Annotated in this window: 19 protein-coding genes; 8 read left to right on the top strand and 11 right to left on the bottom strand. The window is 69.1% G+C overall.

Translation table 11 applies throughout. From position 1 onward, the window contains the following. Positions 1 to 68: 68 nt before the first annotated feature. The 4 genes from ACLJRL_RS39535 to ACLJRL_RS39520 form a co-directional block, all read right to left on the bottom strand. Positions 69 to 929, bottom strand: coding sequence for an SdrD B-like domain-containing protein (locus ACLJRL_RS39535; protein ID WP_410661538.1), 861 nt, complete (start codon positions 927 to 929; stop codon positions 69 to 71). Between the two features lie 213 nt (positions 930 to 1,142). Further along, positions 1,143 to 1,481 carry a MerR family transcriptional regulator gene (locus tag ACLJRL_RS39530; RefSeq protein ID WP_410661537.1) on the bottom strand — a complete coding sequence of 113 codons (339 nt, stop codon included), beginning with the start codon at positions 1,479 to 1,481 and terminating at the stop codon, positions 1,143 to 1,145. Positions 1,482 to 2,423: 942 nt separating this feature from the next. Continuing rightward, positions 2,424 to 2,792 carry a hypothetical protein gene (locus tag ACLJRL_RS39525; RefSeq protein WP_410661536.1) on the bottom strand — a complete coding sequence of 123 codons (369 nt, stop codon included), beginning with the start codon at positions 2,790 to 2,792 and terminating at the stop codon, positions 2,424 to 2,426. 104 nt (positions 2,793 to 2,896) lie between these two features. Further along, the gene (locus tag ACLJRL_RS39520; RefSeq protein ID WP_410661535.1) at positions 2,897 to 4,063 is read right to left on the bottom strand and encodes a serine hydrolase domain-containing protein; all 1,167 of its coding nucleotides are present in this window, start codon (positions 4,061 to 4,063) and stop codon (positions 2,897 to 2,899) included. A gap of 137 nt (positions 4,064 to 4,200) precedes the next feature. Here ACLJRL_RS39520 and ACLJRL_RS39515 point away from each other — a divergent pair, with 137 nt between their 5' ends. Continuing rightward, positions 4,201 to 4,812, top strand: a complete 612-nt coding sequence (locus ACLJRL_RS39515; RefSeq protein ID WP_410661534.1) for a SecDF P1 head subdomain-containing protein — start codon at positions 4,201 to 4,203, stop codon at positions 4,810 to 4,812. 47 nt (positions 4,813 to 4,859) lie between these two features. On the opposite strand, the gene ACLJRL_RS39510 is transcribed toward ACLJRL_RS39515, so the two are convergent. Both ACLJRL_RS39510 and ACLJRL_RS39505 read right to left on the bottom strand, forming a co-directional pair. Further along, positions 4,860 to 5,822: a hypothetical protein gene (locus tag ACLJRL_RS39510; protein ID WP_410661533.1), complete on the bottom strand. Its 963-nt coding sequence runs from the start codon at positions 5,820 to 5,822 to the stop codon at positions 4,860 to 4,862. Positions 5,823 to 5,923: 101 nt separating this feature from the next. Beyond that, positions 5,924 to 6,367 carry a hypothetical protein gene (locus tag ACLJRL_RS39505; RefSeq protein WP_410661532.1) on the bottom strand — a complete coding sequence of 148 codons (444 nt, stop codon included), beginning with the start codon at positions 6,365 to 6,367 and terminating at the stop codon, positions 5,924 to 5,926. 91 nt (positions 6,368 to 6,458) lie between these two features. On the opposite strand from ACLJRL_RS39505, the gene ACLJRL_RS39500 reads away from it, so the two are divergent. Then, positions 6,459 to 7,454: a hypothetical protein gene (locus ACLJRL_RS39500; protein WP_410661531.1), complete on the top strand. Its 996-nt coding sequence runs from the start codon at positions 6,459 to 6,461 to the stop codon at positions 7,452 to 7,454. A gap of 1 nt (position 7,455) precedes the next feature. Here the strand turns inward: ACLJRL_RS39500 and ACLJRL_RS39495 are convergent, their stop codons facing one another. Continuing rightward, on the bottom strand, positions 7,456 to 8,574 hold the full coding sequence (locus ACLJRL_RS39495; RefSeq protein ID WP_410661530.1) for a BTAD domain-containing putative transcriptional regulator: 1,119 nt from the start codon (positions 8,572 to 8,574) through the stop codon (positions 7,456 to 7,458). A gap of 71 nt (positions 8,575 to 8,645) precedes the next feature. Here ACLJRL_RS39495 and ACLJRL_RS39490 point away from each other — a divergent pair, with 71 nt between their 5' ends. Together ACLJRL_RS39490 and ACLJRL_RS39485 are read left to right on the top strand one after the other, a co-directional pair. Then, positions 8,646 to 9,695: a hypothetical protein gene (locus ACLJRL_RS39490; RefSeq protein ID WP_410661529.1), complete on the top strand. Its 1,050-nt coding sequence runs from the start codon at positions 8,646 to 8,648 to the stop codon at positions 9,693 to 9,695. Next, positions 9,692 to 10,939 carry a hypothetical protein gene (locus ACLJRL_RS39485; RefSeq protein ID WP_410661528.1) on the top strand — a complete coding sequence of 416 codons (1,248 nt, stop codon included), beginning with the start codon at positions 9,692 to 9,694 and terminating at the stop codon, positions 10,937 to 10,939. The genes ACLJRL_RS39490 and ACLJRL_RS39485 overlap by 4 nt, the downstream gene beginning before the upstream one ends. A 1-nt stretch (position 10,940) precedes the next feature. On the opposite strand, the gene ACLJRL_RS39480 is transcribed toward ACLJRL_RS39485, so the two are convergent. The 3 genes from ACLJRL_RS39480 to ACLJRL_RS39470 form a co-directional block, all read right to left on the bottom strand. Then, positions 10,941 to 12,329 carry a serine/threonine-protein kinase gene (locus ACLJRL_RS39480; protein ID WP_410661527.1) on the bottom strand — a complete coding sequence of 463 codons (1,389 nt, stop codon included), beginning with the start codon at positions 12,327 to 12,329 and terminating at the stop codon, positions 10,941 to 10,943. 130 nt (positions 12,330 to 12,459) lie between these two features. Then, positions 12,460 to 13,392 (bottom strand): SMP-30/gluconolactonase/LRE family protein, encoded by a 933-nt coding sequence (locus ACLJRL_RS39475; RefSeq protein ID WP_410661526.1) that lies wholly within the window; start codon positions 13,390 to 13,392, stop codon positions 12,460 to 12,462. A gap of 101 nt (positions 13,393 to 13,493) precedes the next feature. Then, the gene (locus ACLJRL_RS39470; protein WP_410661525.1) at positions 13,494 to 14,135 is read right to left on the bottom strand and encodes a TetR/AcrR family transcriptional regulator; all 642 of its coding nucleotides are present in this window, start codon (positions 14,133 to 14,135) and stop codon (positions 13,494 to 13,496) included. Positions 14,136 to 14,210: 75 nt separating this feature from the next. Here ACLJRL_RS39470 and ACLJRL_RS39465 point away from each other — a divergent pair, with 75 nt between their 5' ends. After that, positions 14,211 to 16,040 (top strand): AMP-dependent synthetase/ligase, encoded by a 1,830-nt coding sequence (locus ACLJRL_RS39465; protein ID WP_410661524.1) that lies wholly within the window; start codon positions 14,211 to 14,213, stop codon positions 16,038 to 16,040. 196 nt (positions 16,041 to 16,236) lie between these two features. On the opposite strand, the gene ACLJRL_RS39460 is transcribed toward ACLJRL_RS39465, so the two are convergent. Beyond that, complete coding sequence (locus ACLJRL_RS39460; RefSeq protein WP_410661523.1) at positions 16,237 to 17,034, bottom strand: methyltransferase domain-containing protein; 798 nt, start codon at positions 17,032 to 17,034, stop codon at positions 16,237 to 16,239. A 79-nt stretch (positions 17,035 to 17,113) separates the two neighbouring features. Between ACLJRL_RS39460 and ACLJRL_RS39455 the strand changes: the two genes are divergently transcribed. The 3 genes from ACLJRL_RS39455 (at position 17,114) to ACLJRL_RS39445 (ending at position 20,305) form a co-directional block, all read left to right on the top strand. After that, entirely contained in the window at positions 17,114 to 17,593 is a 480-nt protein-coding gene (locus ACLJRL_RS39455) for a MarR family winged helix-turn-helix transcriptional regulator (RefSeq protein ID WP_410661522.1), read from the top strand. 79 nt (positions 17,594 to 17,672) lie between these two features. Then, the gene (locus ACLJRL_RS39450) at positions 17,673 to 19,124 is read left to right on the top strand and encodes an MFS transporter (RefSeq protein ID WP_410661521.1); all 1,452 of its coding nucleotides are present in this window, start codon (positions 17,673 to 17,675) and stop codon (positions 19,122 to 19,124) included. Continuing rightward, positions 19,121 to 20,305 carry an FAD-dependent monooxygenase gene (locus ACLJRL_RS39445; protein WP_410661520.1) on the top strand — a complete coding sequence of 395 codons (1,185 nt, stop codon included), beginning with the start codon at positions 19,121 to 19,123 and terminating at the stop codon, positions 20,303 to 20,305. The genes ACLJRL_RS39450 and ACLJRL_RS39445 overlap by 4 nt, the downstream gene beginning before the upstream one ends.

The following is a 20,305-nucleotide window of genomic DNA, read 5'->3' as shown; positions in this document are numbered from 1 at the left end:
TGTTGCCCGATACGGCGAGGGACCCGGTGGTCTAGCCGCCGGGTCCCCGAGAAACGTTCTGACTTTCGTCAGAGCTTGATCACGCCGACGTCGACGGTGATGGTTCCGTCAGGCTGCACGACGAACTCGTCCGTGTAAGCGGCGCGGTACCACCCGACTACGCCTACATCGGTGAAGTCGGAGTCGGTGGCATCGTCACCTACGTTGGGCGTGGTGAACTTCCAGTCGCTCGGCCAGACGTGGGCTTCCGCGCGGTACTTCTTCGCCGGAACCTGGAAGTCGTAGGTTCCATTGTGCGTGTTCGCGTAGCCGTACTGGTCCTCGTCGTCGATCGATTGGAAAACGATCATGCCTGGGTCGACGTTGGGCTCCCCGTCTTGACGGACGCCGTCGGCGTTGAGGTCGTGCCAGAAGCGTCCCTTGACGACGCCCTTGCCGACGAAGGTGAACTTCTGCTCCGACGTGTTGTTGGCCAGCGTGCCTTCCGGCGAACTCGTGGTCACGGTGGCGGACGCTTTGGCCTCGCTACCAACGGCCACGTCCCCGACTCCAGTGCTCCAGAACAAGGGGTAGTGCGTAGCTCCCGGCGCGAGCTCGTCGGTGTAGGTGCACGTGGCGACACGTCCTACGAAGTCGCAGGGCCACAGGCTGTTCCCCGAGGTGCTCGACGGTTGCAGTTCAGGTGGCAAAGTCACCGTGAATTGAACGTTCTTGGCCGGAGCGTCGCCGAGGTTGCGGATCTCGGTGGAGACGGTGCTCCAGCCCATCATCGGCAGGATGTTGCGAGCCGCGACAACGCGCACGTCGACGTCCGCCTGCGGTTCTTCCGCCGAGGCGACACCCGTCAGTGAGGTCGAGAAGCCCGCTGCCAGAAGAGCTGTCGCGACGACGATTTTCGCGCGTCGGCCGGCCAACTTCAGAGTGCTCAAAGTGAATCCCCAGTCGTCATCGGCTCGGGCTTTCCGGCCGCTACTCGAAGTACGCGCAAGATCCGAAGCCGGTTGCCTTCCGGGGCGAATCGTCGGCGGCATGGCCGCAATGCGGCGCGATCACCGTCCTCTTCGGACACGTCCGTGGTTCGCGTTCGTGCCCGTGGGCGAGGTGTGCCGAGGGGTCTCGGCGGCACACCTGACCCGGCGGTCTTATTCGGTGGTGCGGAGTTCGGTGTTCTGGCGTTGGGATTCGTGGAGCTGGTCTTCGAGGGTGACGATGCGGCAGGCGGCGTCGATGCCGGTGCCCTGATCGACCAGTTCCCGTACGCGTGCGGCGATGCGCAGCTGGTGGCGGGAGTAGCGGCGGTGTCCGCCTGCCGAGCGCTGGGGTGTGATCAGGCCGGCGTCGTCGAGGCTGCGCAGGAAGTTTTGGGTGGCACTCAGCATTTCCGCGGCCCGGCCCATGGTGTAGGCGGGGTAGTGATCGTCGTCGAACTTGTCGGCCCCGCCCGAACCGGGGTCGGGGGTCTCGCGTTGGTCAGGAATCATTCCACCTCCACATCACAAGGGACCCCGGGCGCCACTTGCGGCGCCCGGGGTCCCAGGGTTTCAGGTATCACCATTGTCAGCCGGCGAAGAGGCCGGATTCCTGTATCCACGATGTCCGTCCGAGAGGCGGACGACGCGGAGATCGCTTATTCGTAACCGAGAACCACCTTCCAATCTGATGGGACTGCGGTACCCGCGCGGCACTACCTTCCAGCCGCGGCGGGCGATCCAATGATGCGCCCTTTCCCTTCTTCCCTGTACTTCTTCCTTACCTTGCATCACTTCTACTGCTGCGGTCATCACCGGCTGGAACCCTTTCCCTGATCGGTCCCAGCACGCGTCACGCCGCTGGTCACTGCCCGGAGCCCTGTCCGATATCGGCTCCGGCCACCTGACCGGTCCTGCACCAACTGACTTGCCACTGCCTACTGCTGACTTGCACTTGCAACTTCGTACTGCGTACTGCGTGTACTGCCGAATTACTGGTAACGCTGTACTGCGAATTTCTTTGCAACTGTGTACTGCGATCGAGCAACTGCATTGCTTCGCCGGGATCGGCGTTACTGCTTGCGTCTTCACTTCACGATCCCGGTACTGCACCGGTCACCAGTCGAAACCTGTTCACTGATTGGCTTCGTCCTGCCTGACCGTCTTGTCTCACCTCGCGGGTAGTTCCGTCATCTCCCGCGCCTGCTTGACGTTGTCTCTCTCGGTATGAGCAGAACACTACACACACCTGAGGTTGAATGTCTACCTCAGCCACCATAGATTTCTTGAGGTATCCGCCAGAGACGGAGAATCGCAGGTCAGCGCGGAGGACCGTGCGGACAACGACACTCGAAAGGGTGGGCCGGGGAACCGAACGGAAGTGAGCAGAGGGTTGCGGAGAGGCCCAGGCCACACGGCCTGGGCCTCTCCGTTTCCCGCACCGCCCACCGCCCGTCACCGGCCGGTGGACCGCCTGCGCACGATGTGGTGTGCGATCGCGACACCGGCGCCGAGCGCGACGAAGGCCGCGGTGGCGAGGGGGCTGAGGAACTTCGTCAGGCTCGGCTCGGTGCTCGGCCCGAGCGGCCAGAGCCCCATCGCAACGGCGTAGAACGCGGCGAGCGCGCCGGTCGCCCAGCGGACGGCGCGCAACCTGGAGTCGCGCAGGGCGCCGACCAGTGCGACGGCGATCGGGATGCCCGAGAGGAAAGCGAACCCGCCGACGACGAAGACGGGGACGGCCCAGGCCGCGCTCAGGACGGCCACCGAGGTGCGCTTGACGGTGCTCCGGGTCTGGTCGAGGTGCGGAGTGGTGACGGCCATGAGCTTTCTCCCTGCTGGTTGGTTAGCGCCAATCGCTATAGTTAGAAGCTATAACGAGACCGGCTGAGAGTCAATAGGCAAAGTTAGACCCTCTAACTCTACTGTCATTCGGTGCCACAGAGGGCGTGCTCGATCACGCGGTCCACCGGGTTCCCTTCCGGAAGCTCGCCGCCGGGGTTGAACGGCGTGAGCGTGTTCAGGGAGACCATCACGCTGCGCTTTCCGTCCTCGGTCACGCCGTTGCCGGTCAGATAGCCGGGCAGCGCGCCGCCGTGTCCCCAGTAACCGCCGCAGGGGCCGGCCGTCTTGACGAGGCCCAGGCCGTAGTCACCGAGCCCCGGCGCGGGAACGGTCTTCTTCATCTCGGCCAGCTGCGCGGGCTTGAGCAGCCGCCCGCCCAGCAACGCCTGGAGGAACTTGTTGCCGTCCTCGGTGGTGCTGTTGATCGAACCGTCCGCGCCGCCGCCCATCGCCGTGTTCATCAGCGTGACGTCGACCCGAGGGCCGAACTCGGGCGGGTTCGTGCCCTCGATCGGGAACCGGTCGTAGCCCCTGACGTAAGGCGCGGGGAGGAACGGCGAGGTGTAGGGGAACGAGGTCTCGCGCAGGCCGAGCGGGCGGATGACCCGCTCGATGATCTCGGTCTCCCAGCGGCGGCCGGTCACCTTCTCGGTCACCATCCCGGCGAGCACGTAGTTGGTGTTGGAGTAGCCCCAGCTCGTCCCCGGTGCGAAGTCCGGAGCCTTGCCGATCGCCAGTTTCACCGCTTCGGACGCGCTGAGCTTGTCGAACCGATGGCGCAGAAACCCTTCCTGCGTCCCGAGATCGAGCTCCTGGAGGTAGTCGTGCAGGCCGCTGGTGTGCTGCAGCAGCTGCCGGATGGTGATGGCGTCGCCGTCGTTGCCGTTGCCCCGCACCACACCGGGCAGCCACCGGTCCACGGTGTCGTTCAGGGAAAGCCGTCCCTCGCCGACGAGCTGCAGCATCGTGGCGGAGAGGAAGGTCTTGCTGAAACTGGCGATCCGGAAATGCGCGTTCCACGGCACGGGCGTCTTGGCCCTGAGGTCACCGTGGCCGCTGCGTACCTTGATCCGGCCCTGGGCCGTGCTCAGTTCCACCAGCGCGCCGGGCGAACCGCCCGCCACGAGCGCGTCGGCGTCGCGTTGCAAGGTCCGTGACAGCGGGCTCGAGGACTCCGGTGCCGCGGACGCCACAGCCGGGAAGGCGACCGTGGCCAGGCAGAGCGCGGCGATGAGTGAAGTTCTTTTCATACTGGCAAACCTACGAAGGCCGTGCCGTGACGGCATCGTCATCGAGGACGACCCCGCATACCTCCATCGGGCTAGGGGTGCTCCGGGTTGCCCGGCTTTGACGACGAAAGGCCGCCTGGCACGGCAGAATGATCCGCGTGCGAACTCTCGTTGTTGCGGCCGCCCTCGTCCTTCTCGGAGTCACTGGGTGTCAGGCCGAGGTTTCCGGTCAGCCAGCCCCCGAAGGGGACGGATTCGTCGTCAAAGACGGCTCTCTGCTGCGGTTCCGGCCGGTTCTGACCGAGCTGCCACCGGCACCGGCGACCGGTACGGCGGCAGATCGCCAGAGCACCGATCCCGCCGCGCAGCAGGCCGCCGCCGCGGCGCTGGACTGCGCGAACGGCCCCGACCCGCTGGACGGCCGCGATGATCCGGCGCTTCCGCTGGTCAGCTGTGATCGCGCGAAGGGCACGAAGTACTTGCTCGGCCCGGTGTTCCTCAAAGGCGCAGACATCAGCCGTGTGGCCGCTGAGGTCGATCAGCAGATGGGCCGTCCGATCATCAACCTCAGTTTCACCGACGCGGGGACGCGGACGTGGGCCGACTGGACCGCGGCGAACACCGGCAAGCAGGTCGCGATGGTGCTCAAGAGCCGGGTCCTGACGGCGCCGATGGTGCAGTCGGCCATCACCGGCGGAAAGACCCAGATCACCGGGAACTTCACGATGCCCGAAGCCCGGCAGCTGGCGCGCGACATCGCCGGAGGGTGAAACGCGGTGGTACGACGGCGAAGCGCCGCCGTACCACCGCTCGTGGGTCAGTTCCGCAGATCGACGTACGCGACGGCGGCCTGCCCGGCGAGCACCACGTAGGCGTGTGATCCGTCGGCGGTGACGGCGATGCCATACGGGTAGGCACCCGCGGGCAGCTTGCGCAGCAGCGTGTTCGTGCTCGTGCTGAACTCCGCGAGCGTGCCTTCGGTCGTGTCGCTCGCCCTGCTGCCCGCGTAGACGCGGCTGCCGTCCGGACTGATCGCGAGCCTATAGCCGTTCTGCAGCCCCGGGATCCGGGTGACGACCTGGTGCGCGGCCAAGTCGGTCACGACCAGTTCGGTGCCGCTGTTCTGGTAGGCGCGCGAGCCGTCCGGTGAGAGGACAAGGTCGCCGGACGCGGCGGTCTTCACCGCGTCGACAACGGTGTTCGTGGCGGTGTCGATCGCGGTGAGTTCACCGGATTCCGTCGCCACCCAGACTTTCTCGCCGTCCGGTGAGGCCGCGAGCGCCGCCGGGTCCGTGTCGAACCGGACCTCGGCGACCTGAGTGTCCGTGCCGGTGTCGAAGACCCGGACGGTGTTCCGTCCGGTCGTATACAGCCTGGTGCCGTCCGGCGAGACGGTGAGAGCGAGCGGGTAGGTGCCGGCGGTCAGGGTGGCCGTCATCTTCTCGGAAGCCGTGTCGATCACCGAAATGGCGTTCGCATAGGCGTTCGCGACGTAGGCCTTGGTGCCGTCCGGCGTGAACGCGACCTCGAACGGGCCCCGGTCGACCTCGATGGTATTCGTGACCTTGTTGGTGGCGGTGTCGATGACCGTCACGATCGCGTCCGGCGGGCTGGTCACGTAGGCCTTCTTGCCGTCGGGGCTGATCGCGACGGCCTCCGGGAACTTGCCGACCGGCAGGAGCACGGTCGGGTCGGCCGCGTACGCGACCCCAGTGGAAGCGCTCAGTAGTACGGCGGTGATGCCGATGACCGCGGCACGCCGCGTCAAAGTGCGAGACATAAGTCGAGGAACTCCTTCTCATGGCACGGCGAAGCCGCGCCACCCCCAGTGGACGAAGTGAATCTATCGGGCCGACCGGACAACCGGAATGCGGCCCGTCGTCACTCGCCGCGTTTCCGCTTGACGTCCGACCGGTGGGTCACGCCCAGGGCCACTCCCACGCCCAGAAACCCGATGCTCACCGCGGTGAAGCCCCACGCCCTCCAGTGCAGCGACGACGTCGAGCCATAGGCGAACCCGTCGCCGGCGAAGATCGTGTCACCGGGGGAGGACTGCCCGCCCTCGATGTGGCCGCCGCCGGTGCGGGCGTCGGCGTACCGCCATTTTCCGGCACAGTAAGGAGCTCCGCTGCTCAGGGACTGGCTGCTTCCGGTACAGCGCGCGATTTCGGTGACCGTGGCGTCTTCGCCCGAAACCAGGTCGCTCAGATAACTTCCCGCCGCCCAGCTGACGCCGGCGAAGAGGGCCAGCAAGGGGGAGAAGGCGAGCAGGATGTGTCCGAGAACCTTGAGACGTCCGGCCTTCTCCGACATCGCCCTCCTCATTCACGGAACCTCACTGATCTGACGATCGCGGCGTCATCACGGTTCCGCGATCACGCGGACGCCTCCGGATCCGGCGCGCTAGCGTGCGGGAATGGCGCTCGATGATCCGATGCGGCTGAAGAGGCCGGAACCGCGCAAGCCCACGAACATCGTCGTGCCGTTGCTGCTGCTGGTGATCGGGGCCGTGCTGGGGACGGTCGCCGCGTTCAGCGGGCGCTGGTTCGCCGAGGCCACCGCCGGGTCCTACGAGGTGCGGGCCGTGATCACCGTGCACGATTCGGAGACGACCGAGGGCCAGAACGGGACCCGTACGACCTGGACCTCCGAGGCACTGGCCGAGGACGGGCGGGCGATGCGGCTGCCGGGCGAGGAGGCCTTCGGGATGGCTGAGCCGGTGGTGGTGCGGCTGTCGGCGCTGACCGACCGGGTGCTCTCGGTGCGTTTGCCGAACGGCGACCTGGAGGACTTCCACGACCAGACGGCGAAGGTCGTGCTGATGACGGCGGGCGCGCTGGCGGTACTGGCCGGCGGGTGGCTGCTGGTCGGGAGATGGCGGGCGTCCGCGCGCGAAGGCGGGACTGCCAAACCGGTGCTGACCTTCCTGCTGGGTGTCGTGCTCGCCGCGGGTGTGGTCCTCTCGCCGGCGGGTTTCGGCCAGGGTGCGTTCCGCAGTGCGACGACCGTGCCCGTGCCGGATCTGTCGAAAGCGGGTCTCCGGACCGATCCGCCGCCGGTGGTGGTCCGCGGCGGTGCGGCCCGGACCGGGGACGTCACACTGCGGGCGCTCGGCGTCGAGCGTGGTGCACCGGAAGGCGCGGCACCGTGGCTGAGCGGATTCGAGGTGCTGACAGTGCGGGTCGAGGAGACTCGGACCGCCGAAGGCCCGCCTGTCGCGGCGCGGCTGGTGGCCGACGAGCACGGTTCCCCGGAGCTCGTCGAAAAGTGCGCGGGTGCGCCGGGGGCGCTGACCGGACCGGCCGCCTCGGGGACCCGGACCGGGCTGCTCTGTTTCGCTGTCCCGCCGGGCTTTGTGCCGTCTTACCTGCTGCTCGGCACGGTGGGGAACCGGTCGTTGCTGACCCTGTAGCTCACGAGCGGGTGGTGCCGTCCACCGCGGCGAGGGCCGCGCCGCCGCTCGTCACCGCGAGCACCGTGTCGCCGCAGCGCACGTGGTCGCCGGGGGCGAGAGCGACGGGCGCCTCGATTCGTTCGCCGTTGTGGAAAGTTCCGTTGCGGGAATTGAGATCCGCGAGGACGGGCCCGCCCGTGCCGACGGCGATCTCGGCGTGCCTGCGGGACGCGGCACCGTCGTGGCGCAACGCGACGTCGGCACTCGCGTCCCGGCCGATGACCAGGCGCCCGGCCGCGGGCAGCTCACGCAGGCGTGCCCGCCCCGAGCCGTCGACCCAGGTCAGCGCCGGTCGCCCGGACCCGGCGGCACCGGGAGCGCCCACCCCCAGCAGGGTCGCCGTCCCGGCATGGGCGAGCACCGCGCGCTCCAGTTCCCGCAGTTCCGGCCCCGGATCGACGCCCGCTTCCGCGGCCAGTACCTGCCGGGCCCGCTGAAAACGTTCCAGGGCCTCGGTCTGGCGTCCTTCCTGGTACAACGCGACCATCAGCTGGCCCCAGAATCTTTCCCTCAAGGGATATTCGGTGACCAGCTCTTCCAGTTCCCGCACCAGCCCCGGGGCGTCGCCCGCGCGCAGGTCCGCGGCGATCCGCGCCTCCAGCGCTTCCCGCCGCATCTCCGCGTAGAGGTCACGGGCGGGGTCCAGGGCGGTGTGATCGGGCAGATCGGCACAGAACGGGCCCCGCCACTTTTCCAGCGCCCGCCGGTATCCGGCCGCGGTGCCCTGGGTGTCGCGGGCTCGTTCGGCGGCCCGTGCCCGGCCGATCTCGTCCTCGGCCGCCCGGATGTCGGCGTGCACGCCGAGCAGTTGATAGCCGGCCGGCCCGTGGCGCAGAGCGTCCCCGTACGTCCCCAGCGTCTGCCGCAGGTTGTGCACGTGGACCTGGACGGTGGTGCGGGAGGCGGGGCGGCCGGTGTCGGAGTAGATCGCTTCCGCCAGCTTGTCCGCGCTCACCGGTGCTTCGCCGGAGGCGGCCAGCACGGCGAGCACCGCCCGCGGCCGCAGACCGCCGGGGGTGACGGGCACGCCGTCGACGGCCAGTTCCACCGGCCCCAGCAACCGCACCTCCACCGCCACGCCGACGATCCTCTCAGGTTCTTCGCCCGGCTTGAAGCGAGCTTGAAGCGTGATCGGTTTAACTAGCCCTCATGAGCACATTGACCGCACTCGAGAACGTGGTGGACCGGCATGGCCGGGCCGCGCTGTCCGACCCGATCGTGCTGACCGGGGCGCTGCGCAGCCTTCCCGACCCGCCGTCGGACGCCGAGATCGCCGCGCTCGCCGCGGCGGCGGGCACCGGCGCGGCCGAGAAGATGCGCGCCGTACTCGAAGACGGGGGAAGCCCGGCCGACGCACACCGGGCCGCGACGCTGGCCTGCGGCGCCAACGCGGACGCGGAATGGGCGTGCGGGCTGCTCGGCACGGCCCTCGGATACCTGCCCAGGGACGCCGGAGCCGACGAGCCGACGACGGCGCTGACCGCCGAGCGGACCACCGTGCTGACCGCGGACGAGACCACCGAAAAGCCCCGGCGTGGCAAGGGGATCGTCGTGGTCGCCGGTGCCGTCGTGCTGGTGGCCGCCCTCGCCGCGACCGGCCTGGCGCTCACGCTCGGCGGTGACGACGCCCCGGCCGCCGGGCCGCCGGTCACGCCGCCGTCCTCGTCCGTACCGTCCACGGGAGGCCTGGGGTCGGCGCCTACAGCGGAATCCTCCACGGCGCCGAAGCCCGTCGAGGCGACCGCGGCCTTCAAAGACCCGCAGTTGCTCGCCGCGGCGTCGCCCTACCTCGATCGCCCCGGCGTCGCCTGCGTGTCCGCGAAAGCAGGTGTCGGCGTCAAAGACAGCGTCACCTGCGAACTGGGCTCCGGAATCATCGCCAGCTTCCGCAAACTGCTCGACCCCGGACAGCTCACCGCGCTGCGCGAGGTGCTGCTGACCGACAACGACGGCGCGCGGCCCGGTTCGATCCGGACCCTGCGCTGGGAGTATCTGCCGGGGCAGCCGGGAATCCGCGCCGGGATCCCGGTGGGCACCCCACGCGACGGTGACGGCACGCGGATCCGTTTCCTGGAGCCGGACAACGGCTACGCCCGGCTCTACTTCGACGAGGACGCCACCGGAGTCGCCGTCTACATGCAGGCGAGCACCGACGATCAGCAGGTGCTCCGGAAGTTCTGGGCGGATCCGGACGCATGATGGACGACCTCGACCCCCGCCTCGCCGAAGTCGCGCGCCGCTTCGGACGCCACGCGCTCACCGATCCCGTCGCGCTCCGGTCCGCGCTGCGGCAGTCCGGAAACGCCTACAGCCCGGCCGAAATCGACGCGCTCGTGGCGGCGGCGAGCGATCCGGACCGGCTTCCTCGAACCGAAGTGCCCCTGTCCGAAGTGCCCCTTTCCGACCCTGAACCGACCGGGCCACCGCTGAACCCGACCCTCGCGGAGAACCGGCTCACCTGGGGCGGCCCGCCGCCGACCCGGCGGCTTCCGGCGAAATCCCGCCGGGGGTGGATCGCCGCCGGGGCCGTCCTGGTCGCCGCGGCGGTGGCCGCCGGTGTGATGATCTTCTTGCCGGACAAGGAAGAAACCCCGGCGCCGCCGCCCGACCGGTACGCGCTCGACCAGGTCGCCGGCCGCTACCGCGCGCTCGGCGCCCGCCTGCTCGACGGCGCTGTCCGGTGCGCGCAGCAGCCCGCGAAACCCGGCGAGGTGGAACGAGTCGGCTGTGACGCCGGGTTGTACGCGCTCACCTTGGTCACCTACGACGTCCCGGGCAGGCTCACCGAGTCCCGGAAACTCGCCAGAGACGCGCCCGCGCTGCGTTCGTCGGGCACCAGCGACGAGCACGCGGCGCTCACGATGAGCGAATTCGACTCCGGGGAATCGATGGTCTACTGGGACGTCGACAGCCCCCGGCCGGTCAGTGCGACCTTGACTTCGCGGAAGACCGGCCTCCCCGCCTTGGTGTCGTTCTACGACTCGCGGCAGTTCACCGTGCTCAAGCGGCCCGAGGTGGCGGGAGCCGCGTTCGCCTCCGGGACGTTGTGGGATTTCGCGCAGGCGCACGTGCTCAACGAGAAGTCCGCGACGTGCCAGGCGGTCCCCGCCACCACCGGCACGCTCGAGCGGGTCAAGTGCCCGTTGTCCGACGGCGCGATGCTGGTGTTCAGCAAGGTGGCCGACGCCGAGGCGCTGACGAACCTGCGCGCGGAGAACGCCGCGAACGGCGGTGTGGTGCCCGGCAGTGTCGAGGTGCGGACCTGGAACCGCCTGGGCGGCCCGACGGTCGGACAGTTCATCCGGTTCGTCACGGCGGACGATCGCAGCCCGACGATCTACTTCGACGACGACGCCAAGCTCGTCTACGGCTTGTTCTTCGGCGCACCCGGTTCGGCTCCGGAGGCGTTGCTGGAGCGCTGGGAGCGCGGCTCGGCCCGGTGAGTCAGCTGAAGCGGACGGCGGCGAAGAAGTCTTCGACAGCACGCAGATCGGCGGGGTACGGCGTGCCGACCCGGCCGTCGAGCACCGAAACGGTCGCGTGCTCTTCGTCGGTCCAGGCATACCGGGTCGTCGTGCCGAGCACCGTGCACACGAGCGTGCCCCGGTGCCCGTCCCGGGACCAGGACTGCTTGGAGGGCAGGTCACCAGGGCATTTGCCGGCGGTGAGCCCGGCCGGGTCCGTCCCCGCACCGGTGCGCAGGTAGGCGGTGGCCGCGTCGGTGTCGTCGAGGGCGGCGATCCGGAGTTCGCCGGTCGTCCCTCCGGTCTGACAGACGACCTGGGCGCGCACGCCCTCGTCGGACGCCGTCACCGGCGCGCAGGTGAGCCCGGCCGGAGTGCTGCGGCTGACGCGATCGGCGGCGGGCACTCCACCGGACAGCAGGTACACCGCGCCGATGGCGATCGCGACCAGCAGCGCGACGCCCGCCACCACACCGGCCACCACGCCGGGCCGCGGACGGCGACGCGCTTCGACAGTGCCGGCGACGGCGGCGGGCGGCGCGTCGGCACGGATCACGCGGATGCGGTCACGCACTTCGCGCACCGTCGGGCGGTCGCGAGGATCCTTGGCCAGCAACGACTTCAGCAGAGTGTTGACCGCCGCGGTGCGCGGATCGCCGACCACCAGCCGGGGGATCGGTGCCCGGTCGTGCGCGACGATCACCTCGGGCTGGCTGCCGCGATAGGGGAGTTCACCGGTCAGCAGCACCCAGAGCAGACAGCCCACCGCGTAGACGTCGGAAGCGGCGGTGGCGGGTTCGCCGTGCAGGCGTTCGGGCGCCATGTAGCCGACGGTGCCGATGACCCCGCTGGTCTCCGAGGTGTGGTCGATCTCGGCCGAACGCGCGATGCCGAAGTCGCACAGGTAGACGAAATCCTCGTCATGGTGCGCGGCCCGGGGCCGCAGCAGCACGTTGGCGGACTTGACGTCGCGGTGCACGACGCCGATTTCGTGGGCGTCGCCGAGCGCGGAGACCACCTGATCCACCACCGCCAGCGCGCGTCCCGGGTCCATCGGCCCGGCTTCGAGCACCTTGGACAGGTCGGGCCCGTCGACCAGTTGCATCGCCAGGTACAGGCAGCCGTCGACTTCGCCGTGGTCGTGGACGGCGACCACGTGCGGCGAGTCCAGCCGGGCCAGCGCGGCCGCCTCACGGCCGAACCGCTCGCGGTAGACCGGGTCCTCGGCGTACTGGGGTGGCAGCACTTTCAGCGCCACCGGCCGCCGCATGCGGTGCTGCCACGCGCGGTAGACCACGCCCATGCCGCCGCGGCCGATGACCGCGTCGATCCGGAATCCACCGAAGTCTTCCCCGACCCGCGGCGCCATAAAGTCCCTCCGTCGTCTCGCGGCCAACTCTAGCCCGCGAGATCATCCGGGACCGCAGGAACGCGAAGAGCGCCGGAACCCACCCCTCTCGGGTTCCGGCGCTCTCGCTGCCCAGACCGTCGCAGGACGGTCAGTTCCCGCCGCGGGGCGGGACGAGTCGCCGGATCGTGCCGTCGAATCCGGTGCTGTACAGGCTTTCCGGGTCCCAGCCCGGTCCGGCGCCGAACCGCACCGACGAGCCGAGGTGGACGCCGGTGGCGATCGCGCACGTCGCCCCGGAATCCGGGTCGACGCGGTAGACGATGCCGTGCTCGCCCGCCGTGTAGAGGCGGCCGTCGGGGCCGAGGGTGAGGTCGTCGATGATGTTCAGCGGCCACGGCGCCTGAAGGCGGATCTTCTTGGCCGGCGCCGAAGGGTTCGCGAGGTCGATCGCGGCGATCTGGAAGTCCGGACCGCCGGTGTTGGCCACGTACAGGGTCCGGCCGTCGTTGCTGACGACCATGCCGTTCGGGCCGAGCAGGTCGGGGCCGTAGCGTTCCGGCGCCGACGGATTCTCCTTGCGGACCAGCCAGAGTCCCCGTTTCGGGCCGATCAGGGTGCTGATCACCGCGTCGCCATCGGGCAGCACCGTGCCGCCGTCGGGCATCGTGAGATTGGTGGCCCAGGTGCGGCGCACGCCGGTGTCCAGGTCATGGATGTCGATGGTGCCGGTCTTCAGCCCGAGTACGCCGTCGGGCGTGTTGTGCCCGGTGTTGATGTACAACTCGTTGCCGCGCACGGTAAGCGCGCCAGGGCCGTAGACCTTCTCGAGAGTGCTCACCGCGCCGCCGGGAGTCACGCGCTCGACCGATCCGTTGCCCGCGAACAGGGTCTTGGACACCAGGAGCCCGCCACGTTTGTCGAAGGCGAGGTTCTCCAGCGGCAGACCGAGACCGCTGACGACGGTGCTCACCTGCCAGGGTTCGCAGCCCGGAGCGGCCACCGCCGCCGTCGCGCTCGGTGCGGTGAACGCCGCCGCCATCATGATCGTCGCGGCGACGGCACCGCGAATACGCCTGGTCATGACAGCCTCCCGTGGGCACCCTGCTGAACTAGCGCAGCTGAATTAGTACAGGTGTATCAATTTTTCTGATACGGGAGTATTGATCAGAGCCCGGGAGCGTGTCAATCAGCGAGGGGAAGGCTGGTCTGCCGTCTTAGGTCGCCGGTGTCCAGCGTGTAGGCGAGGAAGAGCCCCTGCAGTGCCCGGATGGTGAGTTTCAGGTCGTCCTCGGTCGGCTGCGGATTGGCCAGCCGGTGGAGAGCCAAACCGTCCAGCAGGGCCATGAACGCCTTGGCCGCGTTCTTGGAGTCGGCCACGCCGAGCGAAGCGAGCAAAGGGGCGGCGGACGTCTCGAAAGCACGCATCGCCTCGTCGACGACGGCGCGCATGGCCGGGTTCCGGGCGGCCTCGATGTACAGCTCGTACTGGGCGACCGTCACGCCGAACTTGCCCGCCACCAGCGCCTGCGTCAGCCGCTCGCCGACTTCCAGTACGGATGCCGCGTCGCGCACGACGTCGGCGAGCAGCGTGCTCACGATCTCGATGCGCTCGTGGATGTGGAAGCGCAATGCTTCCTCGATGAGCTCTTCGCTGGTCGCGAAGTAGTAGCCGGCCGCGGCCTGGGGGAGCCCGGCGCGCGCGGAGACCGCGCGGTGGGTCACCGCCTTGACGCCGCTGTCGCAGATCAGCTGCATCGCGGCGCGGAGCAGTAATTCCCGGCGCTCTCGGCTGCGCGCCTGCTGCTTGCCGCGGCTACCGGTCATTGACATCCCCTTCGGTCGAACCGATACTAGCGTATCACTTTAACTGATACGTTTGTATCAATCCTGGGAGGTCGCATGGGAGACGACGTGAAGACCGGCAGGCTCGGCGCGGCCGGACTGCGGGAAGCGCCCAGCCTGTGCCACGTCTTCCAGCGCACTGTCGAGCACTTCGCCGACGTCGTCGCGGTGCGGACGCCGGATGACAGGATTTCCCTTACCTGGCACCAGTACGGTGAGCGCGTACGGCGGCTCGCTTCGGGACTGCACGCACTCGGTGTCCGAAGTGGAGACACGGTCGCGTTGATGCTGACCAACCGGCCCGAGTTCCACCTGGTCGACATGGCGGCGATCCACCTGGGCGCCGTCCCGTTCTCGGTCTACAACACCAGTTCCGCCGAACAGATCGAGTACCTGTTCGCGAACGCCGGGAACCGGATCGTGGTCTGCGAGGAACAATTCCTGCCGCTGGTCAGGAAAGCGGGCGGCGACGTCGAGCGCGTCGTCTGCCTGGACGGCCATCCCGACGGCACGATCTCCTTCGCCGAACTGGAATCCGCCGAGGCGCAGGGGTTCGATTTCGACGCCACCTGGCGCGCTGTCGGCCCGGAAGACGTCCTCACCCTGATCTACACCTCCGGCACCACCGGACCGCCGAAGGGCGTCGAACTCACGCACCGCAATCTCGCCTACAGCATGGGGGCCGCGCTCGAATCGCCGGACATCGCCGGCGCTGTCGAGGACGGGCGAGTGCTCTCGTTCCTGCCGGACGCGCACTTGGCCAACCGGTATTTCGCGCACTACTTCCCGATCGCCTCCGCGGCCACGATCACCTGCGTGGCGGTGCCGAAGGCCGTGGTGGCCGCACTTCCCGCCGTGCGGCCGACGGTCTTCCTGGCCGTGCCGATGCTCTGGTACAAGATCAAAGCCGGGATCGATCGGGCCATCGAGGCTCAACCCGGTCTCCGGCGCAAGGTCGCCGAATGGGCGGTCGGGATCGGACTGTCCACAGTGCACCTCGAGGCGGCGGGGAGGCCCGTGTCCCGGTGGCTGCGGCTGCGGCACAAGGTGGCGCGGCGGCTCATCCTGGACCCGTTGCGCGCCAAGATGGGCTTGGACGCCTGCGTGATCCCGATCAGCGGCGCGGCCCCGATCGCGGTGGACACGCTGGAGTTCCTGATGGCGGTCGGCCTGCCGATCTGCGAAGGCTGGGCGATGTCGGAGACGTCGGTCCACGGCACGCTCAACCCGCGGCACGCCATCCGGCCGGGCACGGTCGGCAAAGCCCAGTACGGCGCCGAACTGCGGCTCGCCGACGATGGGGAATTGCTGATGCGCAGCCCCGCGCTGATGCGGGGCTACCGCGACGATCCCGTGCGGACGGCCGAGGCGATCGACGACGACGGCTGGCTGCACACCGGCGACATCGCCACCATCGACGCCGACGGCTATGTGTCCATTGTGGATCGCAAGAAGGAACTGATCATCAACGCGGCGGGCAAGAACATGTCGCCCGCCAATATCGAGAACGCGCTCAAGTCGGCGGGCGCGCTGATCGGCTCGGCGGTGGCGATCGGCGACCGGAGGCCCTGCGTGACGGCGCTGATCACCCTCGATCCGGAGACGGCGGCGACCTTCGCCGAGCGTCACGGTCTCGCGGCCGATCCCGCCGTCCTCGCGGTGAACCCGTTGCTCCGCAAGGAGATCGCGGACATCGTCGACCGGGCCAACGGCCGGCTGTCCCGGGTCGAGCAGGTCAAGGGTTTCACCGTGCTGCCGGTGCACTGGGAGCCTGGTGGGACCGAGCTGACGCCGACCATGAAGCTCAAGCGGGCGTCGATCGCGGCGGCGTATGCGGCCGAGATCGACGCGCTGTACGAGGCCGGTCGTCCGCGTTTAGTCCTCTAGTGTCGTGCGTCGGAAATTCGTGGCCTTCTCGACAGCCCAGCTTCCCGCTGGACGCACAGCCGAAAGCGCAGGTACAACCAGTACAAGCCGCTTCCGGCCGCACGCCCAGCGGAAACCTGGATCCGCCGATAAAGCACACGAATTTCCGACGCACGACACTAGTTGCGTTTCGCCCCGGCCACGCTCCGGACGAGAGCTAAGGACGGCGGCCCCACGCGGAGATCATCGGTGACGTCGCCGGATCCAGCAGACCGGCGGCGACGTTCTCCAGATGGCGGTCGATCTCCTCGTCGGTCGCCAGTCCGGCGGCCACGAGTTCGCCGCGCACGTGGCGGACCGTCGCCGCTTCGAGGACGTTGCAAGCCGGTGACGTGATGGGGAAGTAGGCGTCCGCGTTGACGTCGGCCAGCCCGGCTTCCCTGAGCAGGCGCGGGAGTTTCCGGCCGTAGGCGAGGTCGGCGCCGCGTGCGGCCAGCAGCGACCGGAAGCCGGACCGCAGCCGATTCGCGAGCGCTTGTTCGGGCCCGTATTCGTCGAGGCAGGTCAACGGCTGCAACGCCGGGTCGGCGTCTTCGAGCAGCAGCCAGCCGCCCGGCCGCAGCGATTCGGCCATCGTGCGCAGGGCCTGTTCGCGGTCGGTCACGTGCACCAGCACCAGCCGGGCGTGGATGAGGTCGAAGCCGCCTTCGGGTGGCCCGTCGCGGCCGACGTCGTGATGCCGGACCTCGACGACGCCTCCTGTCGCTTCCGCGGCCCAGGAGGTGTCGATGTCGGTCGCCAGCACCCGGCCGGACGGTCCGGCCCGGTCGGCGAGCCAGCTCACCACGGACGGGCCGCCCGCCCCGATTTCCCAGCAGTGCCAGCCCGGGGCGATGCCCAGGTTCTCGATATGCCGCCGGGTGGAGGGGTCGAAGAGTGCGCTGAGCGCCTCGAACCGGGTGCCTGCCTCGGGCCGCGCGTTGTCGAGGAGATAGCCGTCATGGGGGGACGTCATGACCTCGATTGTCGCAGCGTGGCCACCGCCACATCATTTCGCTAACCTTGTTAGTGACTAATCTAGTAAGGTTCTTTGTATGACGTCATCAGGCTCGTGGCAGGTCGACTCCCCAGGTGTGGGCAACGCGGTGATGGAGCGCCTGCAAGAGGTCGGAACGCTGACACGCGTGATCGAGAAACGCCTGAGCGGGACGCTGGGGATCAACTCCACGGACCTTTCCGCGATGGAGCACCTCACCAGCGAAGGACCGCTGACGGCGAAGGAACTCGCGGACAGGCTGCGGGTCTCGACGGCGGCGAGCACCCACATCGTGGACAGGCTCGAGAAGGCCGGGCACATCACCCGCAAGCCGCATGCCACCGATCGCCGCAAGGTGCTGGTCGAGCCCGTCCAGGAGTCGATGGCCCGGATCTTCGAACAGCTCCACCCGCTGCTCAGCGGGGTGGAAGGCCTCGTCGAGGGGCTGAGCCCGGGCGATCGTGACGTCGTCGAGAACTTCCTTACCGGAGTCGTGCGGATCTACACCGACACCGCGGATTCCCTGCCCGAGAGCTGATCTCTCCGTCCACTCACCGGAGCGCGGACCGCGCCCCGGCGTACAAACGCGCCCACGCACAGAATTCGGAGCGAAGACCATGTCCGCAAGCGAGGAGAAGACCTCACCACGGGCGGTGTGGTGGCTGCTGGCCACTGTGCTCGTCGTCGAACTGATGGACCTGCTCGACTCGACGATCGTCAACGTGGCGGGCCCGTCGCTGGAACGGTCCCTGGGCACGAGCCCGGTCGGGCTGCAGTGGGTGATCGGTGGCTACGCCCTGACCCTCGGCGCGGGCCTCGTGCTCGGCGGACGGCTCGGCGACCGCTACGGACGCCGTCCGATGTTCCTGTTCGGGCTCGTGGCGTTCACCGTCGCGTCGCTGCTGTGCGCGATCGCGCCGAGCATCGAACTGCTGATCACCTTCCGGCTGGTCCAGGGCGTGGCGGGGGCGATGATGCTGCCGCAGGGTCTCGGCATCCTGCGCGACAACCTGGCGCCCCGTGATCTCACCAAGGCCCTCGCCGTCTTCGGACCGGTGCTGGGACTCGGCGGTGTCCTGGGCCCGGTACTGGGTGGCGCCCTGGTCGACTGGGACCTGTTCGGTCTCGGCTGGCGTCTGGTATTCCTGGTCAACGTGCCGGTCGGTCTCGTCGCACTGGCCTTGGCCTGGCGGCTGGTGCCCCGCGGCGCCGGGGTCCGGACACTGCGCGTGGACATCGTCGGAGCCGTGCTCATCGCCGCCGCGTCCGCGCTGCTGGTCCTTCCGCTCAACGAGGGGCAGGCCGCGGGATGGCCTCTGTGGACTTGGCTTTCGCTGTCCGCCGCCGCGCTCGGCTACGTCGGATTCGCGCTGTGGCAGCGTCGTGCCGTGCGCCTGGACCGAGACCCGCTGGTCACCCCGGCCCTGTTCGCCAAGCCCGCGTTCACCGTCGGGCTGGTCGCGGTCGCGCTGTTCTTCGGCGGCCTGATCGGCACCCAGCTGGTGCTGACGTTCTTCCTGCAGATCGGCCAGGGGTTCACCGCCGGGCAGGCCGGGCTGGGCAATCTCCCGGTCGCGCTGGGCACCGCCGTCGGCGGCGGGATCAGCGGGGGACTGCTCGCCGCCAAACTCGGCCGTGCCGTCCTGCAGGCCGGTGCCGTCGTCCAGTTCGCCGGCGTCGCCTGGTTGTGGCTCGCCTTGGCCGACACCACCGAATTTTCCCTCTGGCAGATCGTGCCCGGCAGCGTCGTCGCCGGGGTGGGCGCGGGAATCGTGATCGCCGCGGTCTTCAACACCGTGCTCGGCGCGGTGGCCGACGACGAGGTCGGCTCGGCGTCCGGAGTGCTTACCGCGGTCCAGTCCATCGGAGGCTCGGTCGGGGTCGCGGTGTTCAGCACCGTGTTCTTCGCCGGCGCCCTCACCGGACAGGCCACCGAAAGCTTCCGCGACGCGCTCGTGGTCCAGGCGGTGGTCATCGGGCTGTTCCTGCTCATCTCGCCGCTGTTCCCGCGCCGCGCCCGGCCCGACGAGACCGAAATCGCGGCCGAGACGACGGCCGGTGCTCGATGAGGGTCCTGATCTCCGGCGCGAGCATCGCCGGGCCCGCGCTCGCCTACTGGCTCCGCCGGTACGGCATGACCCCGACCGTGATCGAACGCGCACCGGAGTTACGTCCCGGTGGGCAGACCGTCGACCTGCGCGGCGCCGGTCGCACCGTCGTCGAACGCATGGGACTGGAAGACGACGCCCGCGCCCGGGTCACCCACGAGGAGGGCCTGCGCTTCATCGACCGTCATGGCCGCGTCCGGGCGTCGTTCGGCACGGACTCGCTCGACGGCGACGGATTCGTCACCGAACTGGAGATCCTGCGCGGCGAACTCGCCGACCTGCTCCACCAGCGGACCCGCGACGACACCGAGTACGTGTTCGGCGACGAGATCACCGGCCTGACCGACACCGGCGACGGCGTCGACGTCGTTTTCCGTGTCGGCGCCGCCCGGCGATTCGATCTCGTCGTCCTCGCCGACGGGCTGCGCTCGCGGACCCGGGACCTCGTCTTCGCCGACATCGCCCGCACCCGGTCGTTCGGGCTCTACACGGCCTACTTCACCATCCCGCGGTCCACATCGGACGGTCGCTGGGCGCGCTGGTACAACGCCCCCGGCCGCCGCGTCGTCCTCCTGCGTCCCGACAACCTGGGCACCACCCGCGCCTCGCTTTCGTTCCTGCGAAAGCAAGCCGGGCTGGAGCAGGGGCAAATCCCCGCACAGCAAGAGTTCCTGCGCCGCCACTACGCCGATGCCGGCTGGGAGACCCCGCGTGTACTCGACGCCCTGGGCGACTCACCCGACTTCTACTTCGAGTCCATCGGGCAGATGCGCCTGAAGCAATGGTCACGCGGCCGGATCGCCGTCGTCGGAGACGCCGCCTACTGCGCTTCTCCGCTCAGCGGGATGGGCACCAGCCTCGCCCTCGTCGGCGCATACGTTCTCGCCGGCGAACTCCGCCGTCACTCCGGCCACCGCGACGCTTTCCGCTCCTACGAGACGATCATGCGGCCCTACGTCGAACAAGCCCAGAGGGTCCCCTGGATCGCGCCCCGGCTGGCCGCGCCGAGAACCCGCGCCGGTATCCGGTTGCTCGGCACGCTCGCCGGATTCGCGGCCGATCCGAAGATCGGCCGCTTCGCCGCCCGCTTCACCAATCCGCCCTCGGACGCCATCGACCTGCCCGAGTACGACGGGTCATGA

The sequence above is a fragment of the Amycolatopsis sp. lyj-112 genome (assembly GCF_046549055.1).
Taxonomy (GTDB): Bacteria; Actinomycetota; Actinomycetes; order Mycobacteriales; family Pseudonocardiaceae; genus Amycolatopsis.
The sequence above is the reverse complement of the archived record's forward strand: the minus strand, read 5'-3'. Positions and strand labels throughout refer to the sequence as shown.

Excerpts from the sequence above, each read along its gene's own strand:
- ACLJRL_RS39490 (WP_410661529.1), top strand. The coding sequence starts at position 8,646 with ATGAGCACATTGACCGCACTCGAGAACGTGGTGGACCGGCATGGCCGG.
- ACLJRL_RS39460 (WP_410661523.1), bottom strand. The coding sequence starts at position 17,034 with ATGACGTCCCCCCATGACGGCTATCTCCTCGACAACGCGCGGCCCGAG.
- ACLJRL_RS39465 (WP_410661524.1), top strand. The coding sequence starts at position 14,211 with ATGGGAGACGACGTGAAGACCGGCAGGCTCGGCGCGGCCGGACTGCGG.
- ACLJRL_RS39525 (WP_410661536.1), bottom strand. The coding sequence starts at position 2,792 with ATGGCCGTCACCACTCCGCACCTCGACCAGACCCGGAGCACCGTCAAG.
- ACLJRL_RS39500 (WP_410661531.1), top strand. The coding sequence starts at position 6,459 with ATGGCGCTCGATGATCCGATGCGGCTGAAGAGGCCGGAACCGCGCAAG.
- ACLJRL_RS39530 (WP_410661537.1), bottom strand. The coding sequence starts at position 1,481 with ATGATTCCTGACCAACGCGAGACCCCCGACCCCGGTTCGGGCGGGGCC.
- ACLJRL_RS39505 (WP_410661532.1), bottom strand. The coding sequence starts at position 6,367 with ATGAGGAGGGCGATGTCGGAGAAGGCCGGACGTCTCAAGGTTCTCGGA.
- ACLJRL_RS39455 (WP_410661522.1), top strand. The coding sequence starts at position 17,114 with ATGACGTCATCAGGCTCGTGGCAGGTCGACTCCCCAGGTGTGGGCAAC.
- ACLJRL_RS39520 (WP_410661535.1), bottom strand. The coding sequence starts at position 4,063 with ATGAAAAGAACTTCACTCATCGCCGCGCTCTGCCTGGCCACGGTCGCC.
- ACLJRL_RS39470 (WP_410661525.1), bottom strand. The coding sequence starts at position 14,135 with ATGACCGGTAGCCGCGGCAAGCAGCAGGCGCGCAGCCGAGAGCGCCGG.
- ACLJRL_RS39445 (WP_410661520.1), top strand. The coding sequence starts at position 19,121 with ATGAGGGTCCTGATCTCCGGCGCGAGCATCGCCGGGCCCGCGCTCGCC.
- ACLJRL_RS39480 (WP_410661527.1), bottom strand. The coding sequence starts at position 12,329 with ATGGCGCCGCGGGTCGGGGAAGACTTCGGTGGATTCCGGATCGACGCG.
- ACLJRL_RS39450 (WP_410661521.1), top strand. The coding sequence starts at position 17,673 with ATGTCCGCAAGCGAGGAGAAGACCTCACCACGGGCGGTGTGGTGGCTG.
- ACLJRL_RS39475 (WP_410661526.1), bottom strand. The coding sequence starts at position 13,392 with ATGACCAGGCGTATTCGCGGTGCCGTCGCCGCGACGATCATGATGGCG.
- ACLJRL_RS39485 (WP_410661528.1), top strand. The coding sequence starts at position 9,692 with ATGATGGACGACCTCGACCCCCGCCTCGCCGAAGTCGCGCGCCGCTTC.
- ACLJRL_RS39510 (WP_410661533.1), bottom strand. The coding sequence starts at position 5,822 with ATGTCTCGCACTTTGACGCGGCGTGCCGCGGTCATCGGCATCACCGCC.